Origin of the sequence: Microbacterium kunmingense, from assembly GCF_023155745.1 — a bacterium.
GTDB lineage: Bacteria > Actinomycetota > Actinomycetes > Actinomycetales > Microbacteriaceae > Microbacterium > Microbacterium kunmingense.
The window spans coordinates 242,748-260,651 of the sequence record NZ_JAKNUS010000004.1; the positions used below are offsets into that span (position 1 = coordinate 242,748).

General features: G+C 69.9%; 16 protein-coding genes. 7 read left to right on the top strand and 9 right to left on the bottom strand.

Translation table 11 applies throughout. The annotated features are described in order from the left end of the window. Positions 1-78 precede the first annotated feature (78 nt). The 3 genes from MA875_RS08055 to MA875_RS08065 form a co-directional block, all read right to left on the bottom strand. Positions 79-2,505 (bottom strand): family 43 glycosylhydrolase, encoded by a 2,427-nt coding sequence (locus MA875_RS08055; protein ID WP_248241611.1) that lies wholly within the window; start codon positions 2,503-2,505, stop codon positions 79-81. An 86-nt stretch (positions 2,506-2,591) separates the two neighbouring features. Then, on the bottom strand, positions 2,592-5,549 hold the full coding sequence (locus MA875_RS08060) for a beta-xylosidase family glycoside hydrolase (protein WP_248241612.1): 2,958 nt from the start codon (positions 5,547-5,549) through the stop codon (positions 2,592-2,594). A 231-nt stretch (positions 5,550-5,780) separates the two neighbouring features. Continuing rightward, entirely contained in the window at positions 5,781-6,785 is a 1,005-nt protein-coding gene (locus tag MA875_RS08065) for a LacI family DNA-binding transcriptional regulator (RefSeq protein WP_248241613.1), read from the bottom strand. A 121-nt stretch (positions 6,786-6,906) separates the two neighbouring features. Between MA875_RS08065 and nhaA the strand changes: the two genes are divergently transcribed. The 3 genes from nhaA to MA875_RS08080 are packed head-to-tail and all read left to right on the top strand — an operon-like array spanning position 6,907 to position 10,832. Then, positions 6,907-8,799 carry a Na+/H+ antiporter NhaA gene (gene nhaA / locus MA875_RS08070; RefSeq protein ID WP_248241614.1) on the top strand — a complete coding sequence of 631 codons (1,893 nt, stop codon included), beginning with the start codon at positions 6,907-6,909 and terminating at the stop codon, positions 8,797-8,799. Between the two features lie 10 nt (positions 8,800-8,809). Continuing rightward, positions 8,810-10,453: an FAD-dependent oxidoreductase gene (locus tag MA875_RS08075; protein WP_248241615.1), complete on the top strand. Its 1,644-nt coding sequence runs from the start codon at positions 8,810-8,812 to the stop codon at positions 10,451-10,453. A 28-nt stretch (positions 10,454-10,481) separates the two neighbouring features. Then, positions 10,482-10,832, top strand: coding sequence for a UBP-type zinc finger domain-containing protein (locus MA875_RS08080; RefSeq protein WP_248241616.1), 351 nt, complete (start codon positions 10,482-10,484; stop codon positions 10,830-10,832). 178 nt (positions 10,833-11,010) lie between these two features. Here MA875_RS08080 and MA875_RS17780 read toward each other — a convergent pair whose 3' ends face one another. After that, entirely contained in the window at positions 11,011-11,262 is a 252-nt protein-coding gene (locus tag MA875_RS17780) for a hypothetical protein (protein WP_248241695.1), read from the bottom strand. Here MA875_RS17780 and MA875_RS17785 point away from each other — a divergent pair. After that, complete coding sequence (locus tag MA875_RS17785; protein WP_248241689.1) at positions 11,149-12,135, top strand: NAD(P)-dependent alcohol dehydrogenase; 987 nt, start codon at positions 11,149-11,151, stop codon at positions 12,133-12,135. The two genes, MA875_RS17780 and MA875_RS17785, sit on opposite strands and share 114 nt — an antisense overlap. Positions 12,136-12,198: 63 nt before the next feature. Here the strand turns inward: MA875_RS17785 and MA875_RS08095 are convergent, their stop codons facing one another. Then, positions 12,199-13,074, bottom strand: coding sequence for a zinc-ribbon domain-containing protein (locus tag MA875_RS08095; protein ID WP_248241617.1), 876 nt, complete (start codon positions 13,072-13,074; stop codon positions 12,199-12,201). A 130-nt stretch (positions 13,075-13,204) separates the two neighbouring features. Here MA875_RS08095 and MA875_RS08100 point away from each other — a divergent pair, with 130 nt between their 5' ends. Continuing rightward, positions 13,205-13,636: a GIY-YIG nuclease family protein gene (locus tag MA875_RS08100; RefSeq protein WP_248241618.1), complete on the top strand. Its 432-nt coding sequence runs from the start codon at positions 13,205-13,207 to the stop codon at positions 13,634-13,636. Positions 13,637-13,645: 9 nt separating this feature from the next. On the opposite strand, the gene MA875_RS08105 is transcribed toward MA875_RS08100, so the two are convergent. Both MA875_RS08105 and MA875_RS08110 read right to left on the bottom strand, forming a co-directional pair. Then, positions 13,646-14,638, bottom strand: coding sequence for an NADP-dependent oxidoreductase (locus tag MA875_RS08105; RefSeq protein ID WP_248241619.1), 993 nt, complete (start codon positions 14,636-14,638; stop codon positions 13,646-13,648). A 120-nt stretch (positions 14,639-14,758) separates the two neighbouring features. Next, positions 14,759-15,094: a hypothetical protein gene (locus MA875_RS08110; protein WP_248241620.1), complete on the bottom strand. Its 336-nt coding sequence runs from the start codon at positions 15,092-15,094 to the stop codon at positions 14,759-14,761. Positions 15,095-15,124: 30 nt separating this feature from the next. Here MA875_RS08110 and MA875_RS08115 point away from each other — a divergent pair, with 30 nt between their 5' ends. Further along, positions 15,125-15,277 (top strand): hypothetical protein, encoded by a 153-nt coding sequence (locus MA875_RS08115; RefSeq protein WP_248241621.1) that lies wholly within the window; start codon positions 15,125-15,127, stop codon positions 15,275-15,277. Here MA875_RS08115 and MA875_RS08120 read toward each other — a convergent pair. Continuing rightward, a complete protein-coding gene (locus tag MA875_RS08120; RefSeq protein WP_248241622.1) occupies positions 15,255-15,722 on the bottom strand; it encodes a MarR family winged helix-turn-helix transcriptional regulator in 468 nt (155 codons plus the stop codon). The two genes, MA875_RS08115 and MA875_RS08120, sit on opposite strands and share 23 nt — an antisense overlap. Continuing rightward, positions 15,719-16,354, bottom strand: a complete 636-nt coding sequence (locus MA875_RS08125; protein WP_248241623.1) for an NAD(P)-dependent oxidoreductase — start codon at positions 16,352-16,354, stop codon at positions 15,719-15,721. The genes MA875_RS08120 and MA875_RS08125 overlap by 4 nt, the downstream gene beginning before the upstream one ends. Positions 16,355-16,405: 51 nt before the next feature. Between MA875_RS08125 and MA875_RS08130 the strand changes: the two genes are divergently transcribed. Further along, a complete protein-coding gene (locus MA875_RS08130; protein WP_248241624.1) occupies positions 16,406-17,365 on the top strand; it encodes an ROK family protein in 960 nt (319 codons plus the stop codon). Positions 17,366-17,904: the final 539 nt, after the last annotated feature.

The following is a 17,904-nucleotide window of genomic DNA, read 5'->3' on the forward strand; positions in this document are numbered from 1 at the left end:
GTTCAATCGACCCGGGAGGGTCGACGAACGACGCGGGGGTCCGGGGCCGGGCGCATCGCCCGACCCCGGAGGGGGTCGCTAGCCGCAGCTGCGGCTGTCGTAGGGTGCCGACACGAGCGTCGAGACGGGCTGCCCGTCGACGGTCGCACTCGCGGTCACGTCCACATCGCCGGATGCGATGCTCGCGGTCCGTGTCGTGTAGGCGTGGGTGGCCGACTTGCCGGGGGCGACGGAGGCGAACGTCTTGGTGCCGTACTCCGACACCGCCGCGACCTGGACCGCGACGTCGTCGTTGTTGGTGACCTTGACGGTGACCTGCACCTTGCCGGCGGCGCAGCGGGTCGCCGCCTCGGCCGTCACGTCGAGCGACGGCTGCGCCGCACCCTCGGTGAAGGCCCAGGTGTCGAGCTCGAAGAGGTCGCCACTGGCACCGGTGTAGGTGAAGTAGACGTCCTTCGTGCCGGTGGCACCCTCGAGGTCGGCGCTCAGCTCGGTCCACTCCCCGATCTCGCCGGTGACCGGGATGGTCCCCAGCACCGCACCGGTGGCGCTGCCGTCGCGCACTTCGATCGCGCCGCCCTCCTGGAGCGGCTTGACCTTGACCGTCACCGAGGCGGCGCCGGTCTCGCCGAAGGCCACCGACGACAGACCCGTCCAGTCGCCGTTGTCGATGTCGCGCACCACGAGGTTCGGCGCGGTGTCGCCGAACTCCGCCGAGCCGCCGTCGATCTTCGCCGTGGCGATTCCCTTGGTCCAGCCGAGCGTCTCGGCCTCGAAGGTGCGGAACGGGTCGAAGTCGCGCACCTGCTCGACGCCGGCGTAGTCACCCACGACCTGCTGGATGGTGCCGTCCTCGTTGAACGTCAGCTCCTGGATGTGGGGGCTGCGGTAGCCCTGCGTGGTGTTGCCGTTGATGCGCTTGTTGAGCGTGGGGGCGTGGTAGGTGAAGTAGTACTTGCCCTCGTACTCGAACACCGACTGGTGGTTGTTGCCACCGGTCCCGGCACCGAAGAACTGCGACTGGTTCGGGAACAGCACACCGGCGTAGGTCTCCTTCGGGAACGACATGGGGTCGTCCGAGATCATGTAGCCGATCTGACCGCCGCCGGGGTAGCCCGGCAGCGGCGTCTGGTTGCCACCGAAGTCGTTGCCACCGAAGTGCGACGAGTAGGAGAGGTAGTACTTGCCCTCGCGCTTGAACACCTGTGCGGCCTCGAACGCCACGGGGGCGTCCACGACGGCTGCCGTGCCCTGCGTGTTGACCATGTCATCGGCCAGCTCGATCACGCGGATGTTCTTCGGGTTGTTGAACCGCTCCGCGGCCGGGAAGCTCGTCGAGGCCGGTCCCCCACCGAAGTAGAGGTACGCCTGCCCGTCGTCGTCCACGAGCGGCGCCGGGTCGAACAGCCAGCTGACGCCCTGGGCACCCGGAGTGCTGCTGTTGATCAGCGTGCTCGACCGCTCGCTGACCCACGGCCCGAGGGGCGAGTCACCGGTGATGACGTTGCTCGATCCGCCGCCGTTGGCGTAGTAGAGGAAGAACTTCTCCTCGCCGTCGACGACCTTCTTCTCCATGCCCGGCGCCCACGAGTTGTTCGTGAACGGCGCGATGCCCTGCGAGCCTGCGACGGGGATCTCGCCGTGATCGACCCAGTTGACCATGTCGGTCGTGGAGATCAGGGTGATCTGGTTGATGTCGCCGTAGTTGATGCCGGGCGACACCCCGGTCGAGGGGTTGGGCGCGTAGCCCTGGGTGTCGTTGGTCATGTACATGTACACGCGGCCGTCGTGGACGAATCCGTAGCCGTCGGCGCCGAACTTGTGACCGATGAGCGGGTTGTGCTCGCCGGGCAGCTTGCCGACGACCTCGATCGTCTTGGACGGAGCGGGCGGCGGCGGGGGCGGCGGAGCGCCGACCAGCGAGACGTCGTCGACCGTGAAGTCCATGAGGTGCAGGTTCGGGTCGCTCTGCGGGGAGGCGTTGTAGGGCGTCTCGATGAACAGACGGGTCGTGGTGACGTTCTGGCCCGCCGGGATGGTGAAGGTGGCGTTGATGTACCCCCACTCCCCACGCGCCGGGGTGACGCTGCCGAGGTTGGTGTAGGTGAATCCGCCGTAGTGCATCGTCGCGAAGAACTGCTTCGTTGCAGGGCTGTTGGGGTTGTCGTACTTCACCCGGGCCGTCACGGTGTAGGTCTGGCCGGCTCGGAGCTTGCCGGACAGGTCCTGCATCGGACCCGAGCCGGTCGTCTGGCGCGCGGAGGCGCGGAGACCGTTGGACCCTGAGAACGCATCGTTGACGATGGTCAGAGTTGCACCGTCGGTGGCGTTGCCGTTGTTGGCGAACCACCCCTCGGTACCGTTCTCGAACCCTCCGTTGACGATGAGCTCCTCTTCGGCCGCGTACACCGGGCTGGTGACAGCGATACTCGCTGCCATCAGGATGCCGGCGGCGGCCATGGCGGCGATCCGGAACCGGGATCGCTTCGAGGCGCGCTCGTGCAAGAGATATCTCCTTGTTGTGTTTCGGATGACGGTGTTCAGTTGTCGGTCGTGTTCAGTTGTGGGGGCACATCGGGCGCCGGTCGGCCTCAGCCGCACGAGCGCGCGGCGTAGGCGGCGGTCATCGTCTTGGCGACCGGTTCTCCGTCGATCTCAGCCGTCGCCGTCACCGTCAGTTCGCCGGCGTCGATCGCGGCCTGCCGGGTGGTGAAGGCGTGGGTCGCGGACTTCCCGGGGGCCACGGCGGCGAAGGTCTTGGTGCCGAACGGCGAGGCCACGACCGCCTGGACGGGCACGTCGTTCGGATTCGACACGAGCGCGGTCACCTGCACCTTCCCGGCCGCACACCGGGTCGCGGCGGTGAGATCAATCTCGACGCTGGGCGCTGACCGGATGACACCGAGTCGGGCGAGCTCGAGGCTCAGGGCTCGCTCGGGGGCGTCGATCTGGTTCTGCGTGCCCACCGGTCCGGTGGCCGCAGCCTCCGCCCACGCGAGGGCCGACTGCATGGCCTGCCAGTCCGCGGCCGGATAGTCGGCGGCGTCGAGGGTCGCGGCGTGGGCGATCGCGGCGTCGAGCGCCGTGGTGTCCAGCGGCAGGTTCTGGGCCGACCGCACGTCGCTGAGCAGGAAGTGATCGATGTCCACGTAGCCGCCGGTGGCCTGGGTCGCGTAGCTGAACAGCCCGACCCGGTGCCCCATGAAGTGGGTCAGCGCACCGTCGAGGGTGAGGGGGCCGACCCGGTTGCCCAGCTGCGTCCAGCTGAGTCCGTCGAGGCTGTACGAGAAGGTGGTCCACAGCTGCCCGGAGGGGTTGGCGAAGTCCAGATCGGCCTTCAGGTGCACCTGCGTCGCATCACCGAGGACCGCCGTCGTCCCGGGGACGAACGTCTCGACCGCGTCCTGGTCGATGGTCGCGGTGAACGGCGTCGTGCGGTTCACCACGCCCACGGTGTTGACCCCGTCGACGCGCTTGACGCCGACGTAGGAGAAGTTGCGGCCGAAGGCCGCCAGCCCCGCGACATCCCCGTCCTTCATCGCCGAGATGTCCATCGAGATCTCCGCCGACTGGCTCGGACCGAAGGTGCGCTGCGACAGCGTGTTGCGCGCCTCCTCGAGGTAGGTCGCCTCATCGTCGCCCGCGAGCTTGTAGTGACGGGTGTCACCGGTGACGACCTTGCCGTTGGTCAGGCGCAGCCAGCCGTCGCGGTCGGTGAGCGACCAGTAGCGGTTGTCGGGCGCGTGGTTCCACTGCCACTGCAGTGCCAGCCGCGAGCCGTTCGGGGCGATCTCGTCGGGGTGCGGCGACTCCTGCGTGAGCGGACGACCCGTGACCGAGACGTCGTCCACAACGAAGTCCATGAGGTGCTGCGAGGGGTTCGCCTGCGGGTTCTGCGTGTAGGGCGTCTCGACGAAGATCCGGGCGGTGTCGACGTTCTGGTTCGCCGGCACGGTGAACGATCCGGTGATGGTCGCCCACTGCCCGCGCTGCGCGGTCACGGTGGCGAGGTTGGTGAACGTGCCGGCGCCGTAGCGGGCCGTGACGAAGAACTGCTTCGTCGCCGGGGCGAGCGGGTCGGTGTAGCGCACCTTCGCGGTGACGTCGTAGGTGACCCCGCGCTGCAGCTTCCCGGATATGTCCTGCGCAGGCCCCGACCCGGTGGTCTGGCGTGCGGTGACCTGTACGGCCCCCGCCCCGGTGGCGGCGTCGGACGACGCGGTGAGGGTGGCGGTGTCGTTGACGATCCACCCGGTGGTGCCGTTCTCGAAGCCGCCGTTCTGCACCAGCTCCACCCCGAGAAGCGTCTCGTCGACGTTCGGTCCCGGCGGAATGGTCCAGTCCTCGTCCATGTACGCCCGCTCCGGCGCGTCATTGGCGAAGTCGTCCGACGCGACGACCGACTTCAGCCGCTCCAGCCGCTCCTCTTCGGGGCTGAGCGCGATCGGCTTCTCGAACGCTCCCCCGACGGGCACGCTGCCGTTGTTGCCGAAGACCGGCCACCCGTCCTCACCCCAGGTCGCGGGGATGAGCGCGGGGATACGGCCGATGGGGAACGTGTCGCGGAAGAACATGCCCCAGTAGTCGGTGCCGCCATCCTCCCGAGCGATCGGGACGAGGCTCCCCTGTGCGAAGCCGTTGGAGTTGAGAACGCCCTTGGCCTCGTACGGGTTCGTCCCGTCCGCCGTGGCGTAGCGTCCGAGCAGTTCGTCGGACCGGAAGAGGACGACCTGCCGCCCCTGCCCGGACGGCCAGGTGATGATGACGATGTAGTACGTGCCGTCGATGTACGTGACCTGCGCACCCTCGAACAGGCCCCCCACCGGGGCGTTCGGGTAGTCGGCGGGACGGATGATCTGCGGGTACTCCGCGAGGACGGTCGAGAAGTCGGCGCTGTACTTCACGGCGCTGGTGGAGCCCGAGCCGTAGAAGATGTAGGGCGTCCCGTCGACGTCGAAGAAGAGCGAGGGGTCGTGGTACGAGCGTCCGAGCGAGATGCGATCCCACGAGCCGTCGTCGATGTCGTCGGTGGTGTAAAGGTACGACCCGCCGAGGTTGTTGGTGTTGAACGCGACGTACCAGAGCCCGTCGTGGTAGCGCAGCGACGAGGCCCACTGGCCCTGGCCGTACGAGGTCTGGCCATTTCGCAGCGAGAAGTCGTCGCCGATGTTCGCCCGGTCGAAGACGTAGTTGACGATCTCCCAGTTCACGAGGTCGTACGACTTCATGATCGGAGCCCCGGGGCTCAGGTGCATGGTCGTGCTGATCATGTAGTAGAGGTCGCGGCCCTCGTCATTCTCGGCGGCGGGAATGCGCTCCACCGAGACATCCGGCACATCGGAGTTCAGCAGGGGCACGCGATATGTCCCGTCGCCGTTGTCGGTGGAGGTGTACGACGACTCCGGATTCCACTCCTCGGCGGCCGCGGCCGCGTGTCCGATCGGCAGCATGCCCGCTCCCATCACTGCGCCGGCGGCGATGACGGCCAGCAGCCGTCGCCGCGGACGGCGCGTCGAATCCACCGTCGGGGTCACCCTGTCACGCGTCATTTCAGCTCCTTCGCTGGCGGCGACGTCGGGGTCACCGCTGCACACAACGTCTACTGTGAGCGGTAACGCATTAAGAAGTTAGCGCTCACCTTATGGATGATCAAGGGTTGTCTCGGTCGGTCCGGACGAGAGGGCGCGGCATCCGCTGTCGGCTGTGAAGACGGCTGCCGCTCCTGGGGAGTGCTTAAGTGTTACCGTTAACAGAACGCGAAAGCAAGAGTTTTCGCGAGGTCAGCGCGACGGGGGCGCGGTCGACTCACGGACCACCAGCCGCGTCGCCAACTCGATGCGCGGCCGCTCGAGACGCGGGTGGGCGACGAGCTCGAGCACGGTCTTGGTCGCCTGCGCCGCCATCTCGCGCAGCGGCTGGCGGACGGTCGTCAGGCGCGGCCGGACGTAGCCGGCGAGGGTCAGGTCGTCGAACCCGACGACGGAGAGCTCCCCGGGCACGGCGACCCCTGCGGCGGCCGCGGCGTCGAGCACCCCGACGGCCTGCATGTCGCTGCCGGCGAAGATGGCCGTCGGGGGCTCGTCCGCGGCCAGCAGGGATCGCGCCTCGCGCTCGCCCGACTCCGCGGAGAAGTCTCCGAACCGCACCCAGTCCTCACGCACCGTCCTCCCCGCCGACGTCATCGCGGCACGGAAGCCGTCGACGCGCGCGATGGCGGGAAGCGAGGTCGCCGGGCCGGTGACGGCCGCGATCCGATGGTGGCCGAGACCCAGCAGGTGGCGGGCTGCCTCGAGCCCACCCGACCAGTTCGCCGCCGACACCGCGGGGACATCGGGGGTGGGATCGCCGGCGGGATCGATGAGGACGAACGGGATGCCGCGGGCGCGCAGTCGCGCACGCGACGCCTCCGGCACGGCGTCCACGAGCACGACGACCGCGATCGCGTTGCGCCGAAGAGCCTCGTCGACCCATCCGGGATCGGCCCCCTCGCGGTCGTCGTTGACGACGAGCGAGAGGCCGTGGCATGCGCGCGCGGCCGCGTCGTGGATGCCGGAGACGATCCCCGACACCCAGTCACCGGCGAGATTGGGGACCACGACCTGGAGATACCCGGTGCCGACCGGGGCGAGCCGGCGCCGGTAGCCGCTCCGGTCGAGGTGGTCCTCGACGAGAGCCCGGGTCTGGGGCGAGACGTCGCTGCCGCCGTTGAGCACTTTGGAGATCGTCGTCACAGACACGCCGGTGCGCTGCGCGACGTCGCGAAGGGTCACCCTGCGCTCGACCATTGAGAATCCTCCCCGCGTCACGAACGCTTGCGGAATATACAACGTTGCAACAGAGGCGGCGCGCAACGCGCCATGTGATGTGCCGGACGCGCGGGTGGTCTAGCATGTGCCGGGTCCGACCATGAGCGCATCCACCACCTCCGACGCCCCGTCCCCCGAGCGCGCACCCCGTCCGCGGCGGCGGCACTCCATCGCGGAGAAGATCGGGGCGATCGGGCAGAACCGGGCTGCGGCCCTGCTGCTTCTCATCGCCACGGTCGTGGCCGTCGTCTGGGCGAATGTGGCGCACGGAGCCTACGAGGCGTTCTGGGAGATGGAGCTGACGGTCGGGCTCGGCGACATCCGACTCGACTTCACCCTCCATGCGCTCGTGAACGACGCCCTGATGGCGATCTTCTTCTTCACCGTGGGCCTCGAAGTGCGGCGCGAGTTCGCCATCGGTGAGCTCACCAGCTGGTCTCGCGCACTGGTGCCCGTCGTCGCGGCACTCGCGGGTCTCATCGTTCCCGCCCTGCTGTTCTTCTGGATCGCCCTCCCCTCGGGATACGCCCACGCCTGGGGGGTGGTCATCTCGACCGACACCGCCTTCCTCGTCGGCGCCCTCGCACTGGTGGGTCCGAGGATCCCGGGGCGACTGCGGATCTTCCTGCTCTCGCTGGCGGTCGTCGACGACATCGGCGCCCTCAGCATCATCGCGCTCGTCTACACCGAGAACTTCACCCCGCTGCCGCTCCTGATCGCCGCGGTCGGTCTGGTCGGCGTGTACTTCACCCGCTACCTGCCGTCCGGTCGCGGTCCGGTCTACGCCACCCTCGCGATCATCGTGTGGCTGGCGTTCCTCGCCTCCGGTGTGCACCCGACCCTCGCCGGCGTCGCGATCGCCCTCCTCGTCCCGGTCTACCGGCCCAACCGGCGCGACGTGGAGCATGCGCTCGACCTCGCGCGCACGTTCCGCCAATCGCCGAACACCGAGTACGCCCGCGCCGCGGCGAACAGCCTGCGCGAGTCGATCTCGATCAACGAGCGCCTGCAGTCCGCCTATGCGCCGTACGTGGCGTACGTCATCCTGCCGCTGTTCGCGCTCGCGAACGCCGGCGTGGAGCTCACACCCGAGATCCTCGCGGGCGCCATGACCTCGGCCCTCACCTGGGGCATCGTCATCGGGTTGGTCGCGGGCAAGTTCCTCGGCGTCTTCGGTTCATCGGCGATGCTCCGGCTGCTGAAGATCGGCGACTTCGGGCCGGGCCTGACCCTCGATCGGATCGCCGGCGGGGCACCACTGTGCGGCATCGGCTTCACCATCTCCCTCTTCATCGTCGACCTCGCCATCGATGACGAGGTCGCCCAGAACGAGGCGCGGGTCGGCGTGCTCGCCGCCTCGGTCCTGGCGTTCGTCGTCGCCACGATCGTCTTCCGCGTCTCCGACGCTCTGCACCCCGACGTGCAGACCGGTGAGACCCTCGTCCGTCCCGTCGACCCGCGACGCGATCACATCTTCGGGTCGATGCAGGCCCCCTACGAGATCGTCGAGTACGGCGACTTTCAGTGCCCGTTCTGCCTCAAGGCCTCGGGGTCGATCGAGGAGGTCCGGCGCGAGCTCGGGGACCAGCTCCGATACGTGTGGCGACATGCGCCGCTCACCACGCAGCATCCCAATGCCTTGGCGGGCGCCGAAGCGTCGGAGGCGGCAGCTTTGCAGGGGAGGTTCTTCGAGTTCGAGCGGGGTCTGTTCTCCGACCAGGAGCATCAGCTCCCCTCCGACATCGTTCGGCTCGCCGCCTCGCTCGGCCTGGATGTCGAGCGTTTCGAGCGCGACCTGACCGCGCCCGAGGTGACCGCGCGCGTCCGCGATGACATGCTCGACGCCGAGGCGATGAACATCTCCTCGGTGCCGACCTTCTTCCTCAACGGGAGGCGGCACCACGGCCCGTATGACGCGCAGACCCTCATCCGTTCGCTGCAGGCGTCACCGGAACAGCCCGCGACCCCTCGCGCCGACGCGTCTGCTGAGTAACCTTCTGGGCATGGCCGGTCCGAATCTCGACCCTGTCCAATCACCCACCCTCACCGACTCCCAGTGGGAGCGCCTCACCTCCGCCGCCGAGCCGCGCGATGTGGCCGTCGGGGACTACGTCTTCCGCTCGGGCGAACGCGACTATCCCATGGTCCTGGTCGCCACCGGCGAGGTCGAGATCGTTCGCGACGCCCTCGCCTGGGCCGACGAGGAGATCCTCGCCACCGTCGGCCCCGGCGCCATCGTCGGCGAGCTCGGCCTGCTCAACGGTCAGGCGGCGTTCCTCTCCGCGCGTGTGTCGGAGGCGGGGCGCATGCACTTCCTCCCCCGTTCGGAACTCCGACGGATCATGAACGAGGACGACGAGCTGTGCGACATCATCCTCCACGCGCTCTGGGCCCGTCGGGAGAGCCTTCGCCGTGGCTCGGCCGCGTGGACGCTGAAGTTCCTCGGACGGGAGGGTTCGAGCGAGTTCCTGGCGCTCCGCCGCTTCGCCGAACGCATCGACCTGATCCACGCCGCTCATGCGGTCACCGATCACGAGGTCCTGAAGGCGGAGACGTCGGGGAAGACCCTGCAGTTCACCGCGGACGACCTCCCCGTCGCCTTCATCCAGGGTGAGCCCATCGTGCGGGCGACGCCGGGAATGGTCGCCGATCGCCTGGGGCTCAGCTACCAGGGCCAGGCGGATGAAGTGGTCGATCTCGTTGTCGTCGGCGGCGGCCCCGCGGGACTCGCGGCGGCGATCTACGGCGCCTCGGAGGGCCTCGAGACCGTCCTGCTCGACGCCGTCGCCCCCGGCGGCCAAGCGGCGGCGACGTCGCGCATCGAGAACTTCCTGGGCTTCCCGTTCGGCGTGAGCGGTGGCGACCTCATCGGTCAGGCGACCCTCCAGGCGCTGAAGTTCGGTGTGCGCGTCTACGCCCCCTGCGAGGCGGTCGCCCTCGAGCCGCACGGCGACGATCTCGACGTGACCCTCGCCGACGGAAGGCGCATCCGCACCCGCAGCACGATCGTGACATCCGGTGCCAGCTACCGCCGTCTGCAGCTGGACCGCTGGGAGGATTTCGAACGCTCCGGCATCTACTACGCCGCGACCCCGCTCGAGCTCCGGCAGGTCGCCGAGTCGCCCGTGGTCGTCGTCGGCGGCGCCAACTCCGCCGGGCAGGCTGCGCTCTATCTGTCGTCGAACGGATGCCCCGTGCACCTCGTCGTGCGCGGCGACGACCTCTCCACACGCATGTCGAGCTACCTCGTCGATCGGTTGACCGACGATCCCCGCGTGCAGATCCACACCCGCTCCCACATCACGGGCCTCGACGGCGATCGCGGTCTTCGCAAGGTCGCCATCGACAGTGTGGGCGAGGTCGACGCCCGGGGCCTGTTCTGCTTCATCGGCGCCGACCCCGCGACATCCTGGCTCCCCGACCTCGATCGCGACCACGACGGCTTCGTCCGGACGGGCACCGACATCACCGTGCAGTCGCTCACGCGGTGGCAGGCGATGGGGCGCGAACCCCTGCCCTTCGAGACCTCGCTCCCGCGCATCTTCGCCGCCGGCGATGTGCGACGCGGGTCGATGAAGCGAGTGGCGGCGGCCGTCGGCGAGGGATCCAGCGCCGTCGCATCGGTGCATCGGGCCCTGGCCGGTTGAGAGACCTACGGAACGAAGAGGAGACCGCATGAGCGACCTGACGATCGATCCGCAGGCGGTGCCGAGCGGCGACGGGTGCGCGGAGTGCCTTGCCGACGGCGGCTGGTGGGTGCACCTGCGGCGATGCGCCGCCTGCGGTCACATCGGATGCTGCGACGACTCCCTCGGCCGGCACGCGACGGCGCACTTCCGCGAGACGGGGCACCGCGTCATCCAGAGCTTCGAGCCCGGAGAAGACTGGTTCTGGGACTACGTCGACGAGACGATGATCGACGGCCCCGCGCTTGCGCCGCCCATGAGCCATCCCGACGATCAGCCCGCTCCGGGACCCCGGGGGCGGGTTCCGCTGAACTGGCGGCAGATCCTGCAGGGGCGGTGAGCCCCGTCGATCACGGCGCGGCCCCCTCGCCAGGCGGGCACCCGCCAGCCGCGCGTCCCTCTTTGACGTCGCACTCCTTCCCCCGAGAAGGCTCGCACTGAGTATGTTCGAACTCGAAGCGATGCCCTCCTGAGGCGGTCGGGTTCGACGATCGAATGGGGCGCTTCAAGGACGGAGATCAAAGATGAGAATCACAGCTGCTGTCGCTGACCATATCCGCGGCGACATACGGCTCGAGGAGCTCGAGCTCGAAGAGCCGGGCCCGGGAGAGGTTCGGGTGCGGCTCGTCGCGACCGGCGTATGTCACACCGACACGATCACTCGGGACGGTGATCTTCCTCTCCCACTCCCTGGGGTGCTCGGGCACGAGGGCGCTGGGGTCGTCGATGCGGTGGGTGAAGGCGTCGCCGATCTCCAGATCGGAGACCACGTCGTGATGGGATGGCCCTCGTGCGGTTCGTGCCGCAACTGCCTCCGCGGCGAGCCGAGGTACTGCGATCTGCTGGGTCCGGCGGTCGCTTCGGGAGCGCGGTTCACAGGCCCACTCGCCGGCTCGAGTGCCTACCGCCGCCTCGACGGATCTCCCGTTTCGGGCCACTTCTTCGGGCAGTCGTCGTTCGCCACGTACTCGATCGCCCTGGCGTCGTCGCTCGTGCGCGTCGACCCCGGCGTGCCGCTCGAGTTGCTCGGCCCGCTCGCCTGCGGAATCGCAACCGGAGCGGGAGCAGTGTTGAACACGGCACGTCCGGATGTCGGCGAGTCGATCGTCGTCTTCGGAGCAGGTGCGGTCGGTCTGGCCGCGATCATGGCTGCCCGCAACTCACCGGCGACGACCATCGTCGCGGTGGATCTGCACGAGTCGCGTCTGGAACTCGCGCGACATTACGGCGCGACCCACACCGTCTCCGGTCGCGAGGAAGACGTCCAGAGCGCGATCATCTCGGCGTGCGGTGGGACGCCGGACTATGTGATCGAGTGCACGGGCGTCATCGGTGTCGTGGAACAGGCCGTGTCGCTCATCGGAATGCTCGGCACATGCATCCTGGTCGGCGGCGCGCCCGCGGGTTCGTCCTTTTCCGTCGAGCACCAGCCTGCGCTGTGGGGCAAGCGTATCGTCGGCACCCTCGGCGGCAGCGGCGACAGCAGGCGACTGATCCCTGCGCTCATTTCTCTCTACCAGCAGGGTCGGTTCCCTTTCGATGAGCTCGTCCGCTACTACGAGCTTTCCGAGATCGAAACGGCCATCGCAGACAGCCTGTCCGGCGAAGTGGTCAAGCCGGTGGTGAAGATCTCTTCGCCGTAGACGTGGTGGGCGGGGCAGGCTCGTCCGAGTGGCGACGGGATATGCGCAAAGGGAAGACGCCCCTCACGTCGCATAGGCATCGATGAGAAGGGAGCCCCGGATGCCGCGGAACGCGTCGAGCAGCAGCCCGACCGTCCGCGGCCCGATCGTGGTGATGCGGAGATCGTGCGGACCGAGCATCTCGAGCTTCCCCGTCCGCAGGCGCACGACCTCCCATCCGGCCTCGCGCAGCAGGCGGTCTTTCCGGCGGTCGGCCTCTTCGCGGGCGCCGACGTGCTCGAGTCCGAACCGGCCGATCGTGTCGTACTCGACCGCGATGCGCAGCTCGGGGAGGACCAGGTCGGGCCAGACCTCCCGGTGCTCGAAGAACGGGCGGGAGACACGGACCGCGGTGTGACCCCGGGTCACCGCGAGAGCGCCGAAGACCCGTTCGTGCAGGAGCGCTTCGGCTGCCGAGGCCGGTTTCGGCGCGCACACACTCGTGAAGGAGGCACCGGACGGCACGTCGGGGGTCTTCTGGCAGAGCCGCCGGGCTGGACTGGTGCGACGCGGCGACGGCGGGGGCGGTGTCGCCTCTTGTGCGGGAAACTTCTCCTCCGGCGCGGGAAGCGCGAGCGCCGGGAATGCACCGCGACCCGTCGCCCCGGCGAGGCATTCGGGGCACCATGACGACTTCCGACGCACCCGACCGGGCCGACTTCGCTGCTCGGTCGGAGTCGCGGCGAAGAGGTGTCCGGCGTCGCACTGCCACCGCAGCAGCACGTCCGCCGCGGGCGGGATCTGCGACAGCGCGATCCCGCCGTTGAGGTCGGGGTGGTACTGCCGCGCGACGACGGGGTAGGCGGCCCATGCCTCGCGGTACGTGCCGACGGCGTAGGGCACCTCTGCGCCGCGGGAGAACTGACGCCTCGCCCACCACAGCTCCACCCTTTCGGCCATGAGCGTGACGCTAGCCCGGGCCTCCGACACGGCCGGCTGTCACGCCTGTTTCGGTGTCTAGGGTCGTGTCTGGGCGGGTGCCTGCGGTGATGTGGGAGGGCGTGTCGGAGACCCGCCGTACCCTGGCGCCGTGGGGATCAGACGCGTCATGCCGGGGCCGTGCGTCCTGTGCGGCGAGCACCACGGTGTCCGCCGCGACCGCGCCTGGTACTGCGCCGCCTGCGAGTGGCGGGTGGGCGACGCGCCCGATCCCGATCTCCCCGCGCCGCGGGTCGACATCGTCTACTACCTCGGGTACGCCGATCGGGTGAAGATCGGCACGACCCGCGAGCCCCGCGCGCGTCTCCGCGCGATCAGGCATGACGAACTCCTCGCCTTCGAGCCCGGCGATCGGCGCATCGAACGCGCGCGGCACGAACTGTTCGCGCACCTGCGCGAGGGCGGCGAATGGTTCACCTCGGGGCCCGAACTGCTCGCGCACATCCGCGCGCTGCCCGGCAGCGCCGACCCCTGGCGCTCCTACGCCCAGTGGGTCAGTCGCGCGCACCGCGATCGTGCATGAGCAGCGGGATCAGCCCGCGGCCTCCCATACGTCACGGGCTTTCAGCGTCCGCACCGTGGTGACGGGGCGGGTGGCCAGCACGACCTTGCCGCGGGCGTGGAGCTTGCCGAGGTCGGCGTACGCCTCGGCGACGTCGGCCAGAGAGTAGAGCCCCGACACGAGCAGCGTGAACGCGCGCTTCTCGGCGAGCTGCGCCACCCTCTCCAGGAGCGATGTGGCCTGCGCGACCGACTCGGGGTCGTCCCGCAGCAACCGCACCTCGGCATCCCGTCGGTCTTCGCTGGACCGGTAGCGCGACGCCGGCACCTCCAGATCCTCGGCGAGGGCCCGGCCGTCCTGCCCGAAGTTGTCGATCATGGCGGTGACCGGCTTCCCCGCCGCCTTCCGGATGCGGTCGGCGATGCCCGGGCCGTAGAGCACCGGCTTGATGCCGAGCTGGCGCAGGTAGTCGAAGTTGCGGTCACCGCACGTGCCGATGACCGTCGCGCCGCGGAAGCGGGCGATCTGCGCCTCGATGCTCCCGACGCCGCCCGCCGCGGCCGACACCACGACGGTGTCCCCCTCGCCGACGCGCACCTGATCGAGGATATCCAATGCCGTCGCGCCCGCGAGGAACAGCCCACCGGCGGCCTCCCATGACACGGTGCGCGGCTTCTTCACCAGCATCGTCGTGGGCACCGTGATCGCCGAGGCGTGGGCTCCTGCGCGCACGTGCCCGACGACATCCATCCCCCGCGTGAAGCCATGGACGTCCTCGCCGACGGCCACGATCGTGCCGGCGAAGTCGCTTCCCGAACGCCGCGGGAAGGGGTCGTCGGCGAAAGCATCCTCACGTCCGCTGCGGATGAAGCCGTCGATGTGACTGATCCCCGCGGTGATGATCTCCACGGTGACCTCGCCGCGGCCGGGCGGTCGGAGCTCGGTGGTGCGCACCTGCAGCACGTCGGTGTCACCGGTGCGGTCGTACTCGACGACCGTGGCCTCCGTCAGCTTCTTCGCCATTGCGATCCCCTTCCACCGCCGCCGAACCGGGGCGGCCCGGCGGACACCATCGACCCCGTCACAGAGTTGTTCGGCCCCCGGGGGTCGAACGGATGCATCGAACCCGCGATCCGTCGGAGTTCATGCCAGAGCGTCGTCGGCCTCGACCGGCCGGTCGGCGGTGAGGAAGCGGATGAACACCGCGATCCAGCCGAAGATGAGGGCGAACACCAGGGCGAGGAACATCGCCGCGAGCCCCATCGCGCAGAGATTGTGGACGAGCAGGCTCAGCGAGACCGGCACCGCACCGACGCCCGCGAGCATGATGCCCATCACCACGAAGAGCGTGGGCACGGCCCGCCATCGCGCCCCGGCGTCCAGGCCTCCGGCCCCGGCGACCGCGGCGAGGTCGTGGGCGATATAGACGGAGAATGCGGTGACGAGGAGGCCCCCGACGATGAGCGTGCCGTTGAACACGACGCTGGAGAGGTCCCAGAAGGTGCCCAGGTGGCTGAAGTGGACATCGAGATCCGGCGTGAGACCCGTGCCGAGGCGATCACGTTCGACACCGGCCGCCAGGAGCGGCTGTGGTCGTGGCTCGAGGCGGCGATGCAGGCATCGTCAGCCGGCAAGCGCGTCACCGCTCGCGCGGCCGAGTGACGCCGGCGCCGACGTCGTCGCCGACGCGCGAGAGCAGCGCGCCGAGCTGCACGATGTCCGCGTCGGAGAGGCCGCCGAAGTGCCGGCGCATCTCGGCGATGACCCCGCCCTCGAAGACATCGACCTCCGCACGCGCGATCGATGAAAGTCGGATGACGCGGGAGCGCGCGTCATGGGGATGCGGCGCCTGCTCGACGAGACCGGCCTCGCGAAGCCTGTCGACCAGCTGCGTGACGGCGCCGGCGGTGATGCCGAGCCGCTGCGCGATGAGCCCCGGGGTGACCGGCTCAGCCGCGTGCGAGAGGAGGAAGAGCGCCTCGAGCTGCGAGCTGGTGAGCATCAGCGCGGCGAACGGCCGCCGCCGGGCGTCACCCAGCAATCGTCGCGCCGCCACGATCCCCTCGAGCACCCTGCTGATGGCCGCGTCGCGGTCATCCGTCCTCATGCGCTCACGAACGGCATCGTCCCGACGAACGTGCGGTCATCGACCTGCGTGAGGATGAAGTCGGCGAGGTCGTCGCGGCTGATCTGCGTGCTGGCGTTCACGCCGACCCATCCGACGCGGTAGCTGCCGACGCCGGGCCTCTCGGTCAGGCGCGGACCGCGCACGACGGTCCAGTCGAGTCCCGATGCCTGCAGGACCTTGAGATGCCCCTCCGCGTCGGCGAGCACGGGACCCGAGAGCGTCTTCAGGAGGAATCGGATGACCCGGTCCGCCGTCTTCGGGCGATCGTGCTCGTCGTCGCGGAGCCCGCCGCCCGAGAGGGTGACGATGCGGCGGACGCCGGCCTCGCGCATCGCGTCGACGATCACGCGGGTGCCGTCGGTCTGGAGGGTGGGCGGCGAGCCTTTGACCTGTCCGAACAGGCTCAGGACGACGTCGGCTCCACGCACGGTCTCGGCAACGGAGGCGGGGTCGCGGACGTCGCCGGGGACGACGGTCAGGCGCGGGGAGGTCGTGAGGAGGGCATGAGGGTCTCGAACGAGGGCGCGGACGGTGTGACCGGCGGCGAGCGCTCGGTCGAGCACGCGGCGACCGGTCTTGCCCGTTGCACCGAAGAGGGCGATGGTGGTCATGCTTTTACTTTAGCGACTAAAGCATATGCCCAGGGCGATAGCGTTTCTCGGGTGACGGGTGATGTGATCCTTGCAGTGGACCTCGGCGGCACGAAGGCGGAAGCCGCGCTCATCGCCGTCGACGCGGGGAGCGGAACAGGAACCGTTGTTCCGGGCTCGCGACACCGGGAACCCACCGGACGCGGCGTCGCGGCGGACACGCTGGCCCGTGTCATCCGATCGCTGGTGTCCTCCGCGCTGGCGGCGACACCGGCGCGGGTGGTCGGCGCGGGGGTCGGGGCTGCGGGGCCGATCGATCTCACCCGCGGCACGGTCAGCCCGCTCAACATGCCCGGGATCCGGGACTTCCCGCTGCGCGACGTCGTCGAAGACACCGCCGAGGCCCCGACGACCCTGCGCCTGGACGGGACGTGCATCGCGCTGGCCGAGCACTGGCTCGGCGCGACGCGCGGCGCCACGTGCTCGCTCGGAATGGTGGTCTCGACCGGGGTCGGTGGGGGTCTCATCGTCGACGGCCGGCTGCTCTCCGGGCCGACGGGCAACGCGGGCCACATCGGTCAGATCCACGTCGTCGACCCTGACGAAGATGCGGGGCGCGCGGGGGGCGCGGGGGGCGGCGGCGGCGCGGGGACGACGCTGGAGGAGACCGCGTCAGGCCCCGCGACCGTCGCGTGGGCACAGCGTCGCGGGTGGCGGGGCGAGACGGGGGAAGAGCTGGCGGCCGCGGTGGCTGCGGGTGATCCGGTCGCCGAGGCCGCGACGCGGCGCTCGGCCGAGGCCGTGGGGCAGGCGATCGCGAGCGTGTCGGCGCTGCTCGACCTGGAGGTCGCCGCTATCGGCGGCGGGTTCTCGCGGGTGCGCCCCGACTACCTCGACCTCGTGGGCGCGGCTGTCGCCCGGTGGACGGCGCTCCCGCGCACCCGACCCGTCGCGGTGCGGCCGTCGGGGCTGTCGGCGGACGGCCCGCTGCTCGGCGCGGCGGCGCTGCGCGCCCGCGCCGAGCTCCTCTGACGCCGCGCCCCGCGCGGGAGGGCGGACCCGCCCCTGGCTCGTTGGTCACATACGTACACCCGTGGGGCCCGAAGGCGTACATCTGCGACGAACGAAGCGGAGTGACGGGCGCGCGCGGCGCGCGCGGCGGTGCGTTGCCGCGTAGTCGGCGGACACCGACGAGCTGACCCCGCGCCGCAGCATCCTTCGCCGAACGCCGGGCCCTCTGCCGCTCGTTCGTCACATACGTACGCCCACGGGGCACGAAGGCGTGCATATGCGACGAACGAAAGGGATGTCGGGGGCGGGGCACCCGCAGCCGGGCACCCGCACTCGTGGCGCCGGCACGAAGGATGTCGGGGACGGGGCGCCCGCACGAGGGATGTCGGGGCGGGGCGCCCGCACGCCGGGCGCCCGCACGTCGGGGGAGGGCGCCCGCACGCCGGGCGCCCGCACGTCGGGGGCGGGGCGCCCGCACGCCGGGCGCCCGCGGGCGGGGCCCGCACTCGAGCCCCCCACTCGGTCGTCGCATATGCACGGGCGAGAAGCCCGAAGGCGTA

Excerpts from the sequence above, each read along its gene's own strand:
- MA875_RS08125 (WP_248241623.1), bottom strand. The coding sequence starts at position 16,354 with ATGACCACCATCGCCCTCTTCGGTGCAACGGGCAAGACCGGTCGCCGC.
- MA875_RS08075 (WP_248241615.1), top strand. The coding sequence starts at position 8,810 with ATGGCCGGTCCGAATCTCGACCCTGTCCAATCACCCACCCTCACCGAC.
- MA875_RS08080 (WP_248241616.1), top strand. The coding sequence starts at position 10,482 with ATGAGCGACCTGACGATCGATCCGCAGGCGGTGCCGAGCGGCGACGGG.
- MA875_RS08065 (WP_248241613.1), bottom strand. The coding sequence starts at position 6,785 with ATGGTCGAGCGCAGGGTGACCCTTCGCGACGTCGCGCAGCGCACCGGC.
- MA875_RS08120 (WP_248241622.1), bottom strand. The coding sequence starts at position 15,722 with ATGAGGACGGATGACCGCGACGCGGCCATCAGCAGGGTGCTCGAGGGG.
- MA875_RS08105 (WP_248241619.1), bottom strand. The coding sequence starts at position 14,638 with ATGGCGAAGAAGCTGACGGAGGCCACGGTCGTCGAGTACGACCGCACC.
- nhaA (WP_248241614.1), top strand. The coding sequence starts at position 6,907 with ATGAGCGCATCCACCACCTCCGACGCCCCGTCCCCCGAGCGCGCACCC.
- MA875_RS08060 (WP_248241612.1), bottom strand. The coding sequence starts at position 5,549 with ATGACGCGTGACAGGGTGACCCCGACGGTGGATTCGACGCGCCGTCCG.
- MA875_RS08095 (WP_248241617.1), bottom strand. The coding sequence starts at position 13,074 with ATGGCCGAAAGGGTGGAGCTGTGGTGGGCGAGGCGTCAGTTCTCCCGC.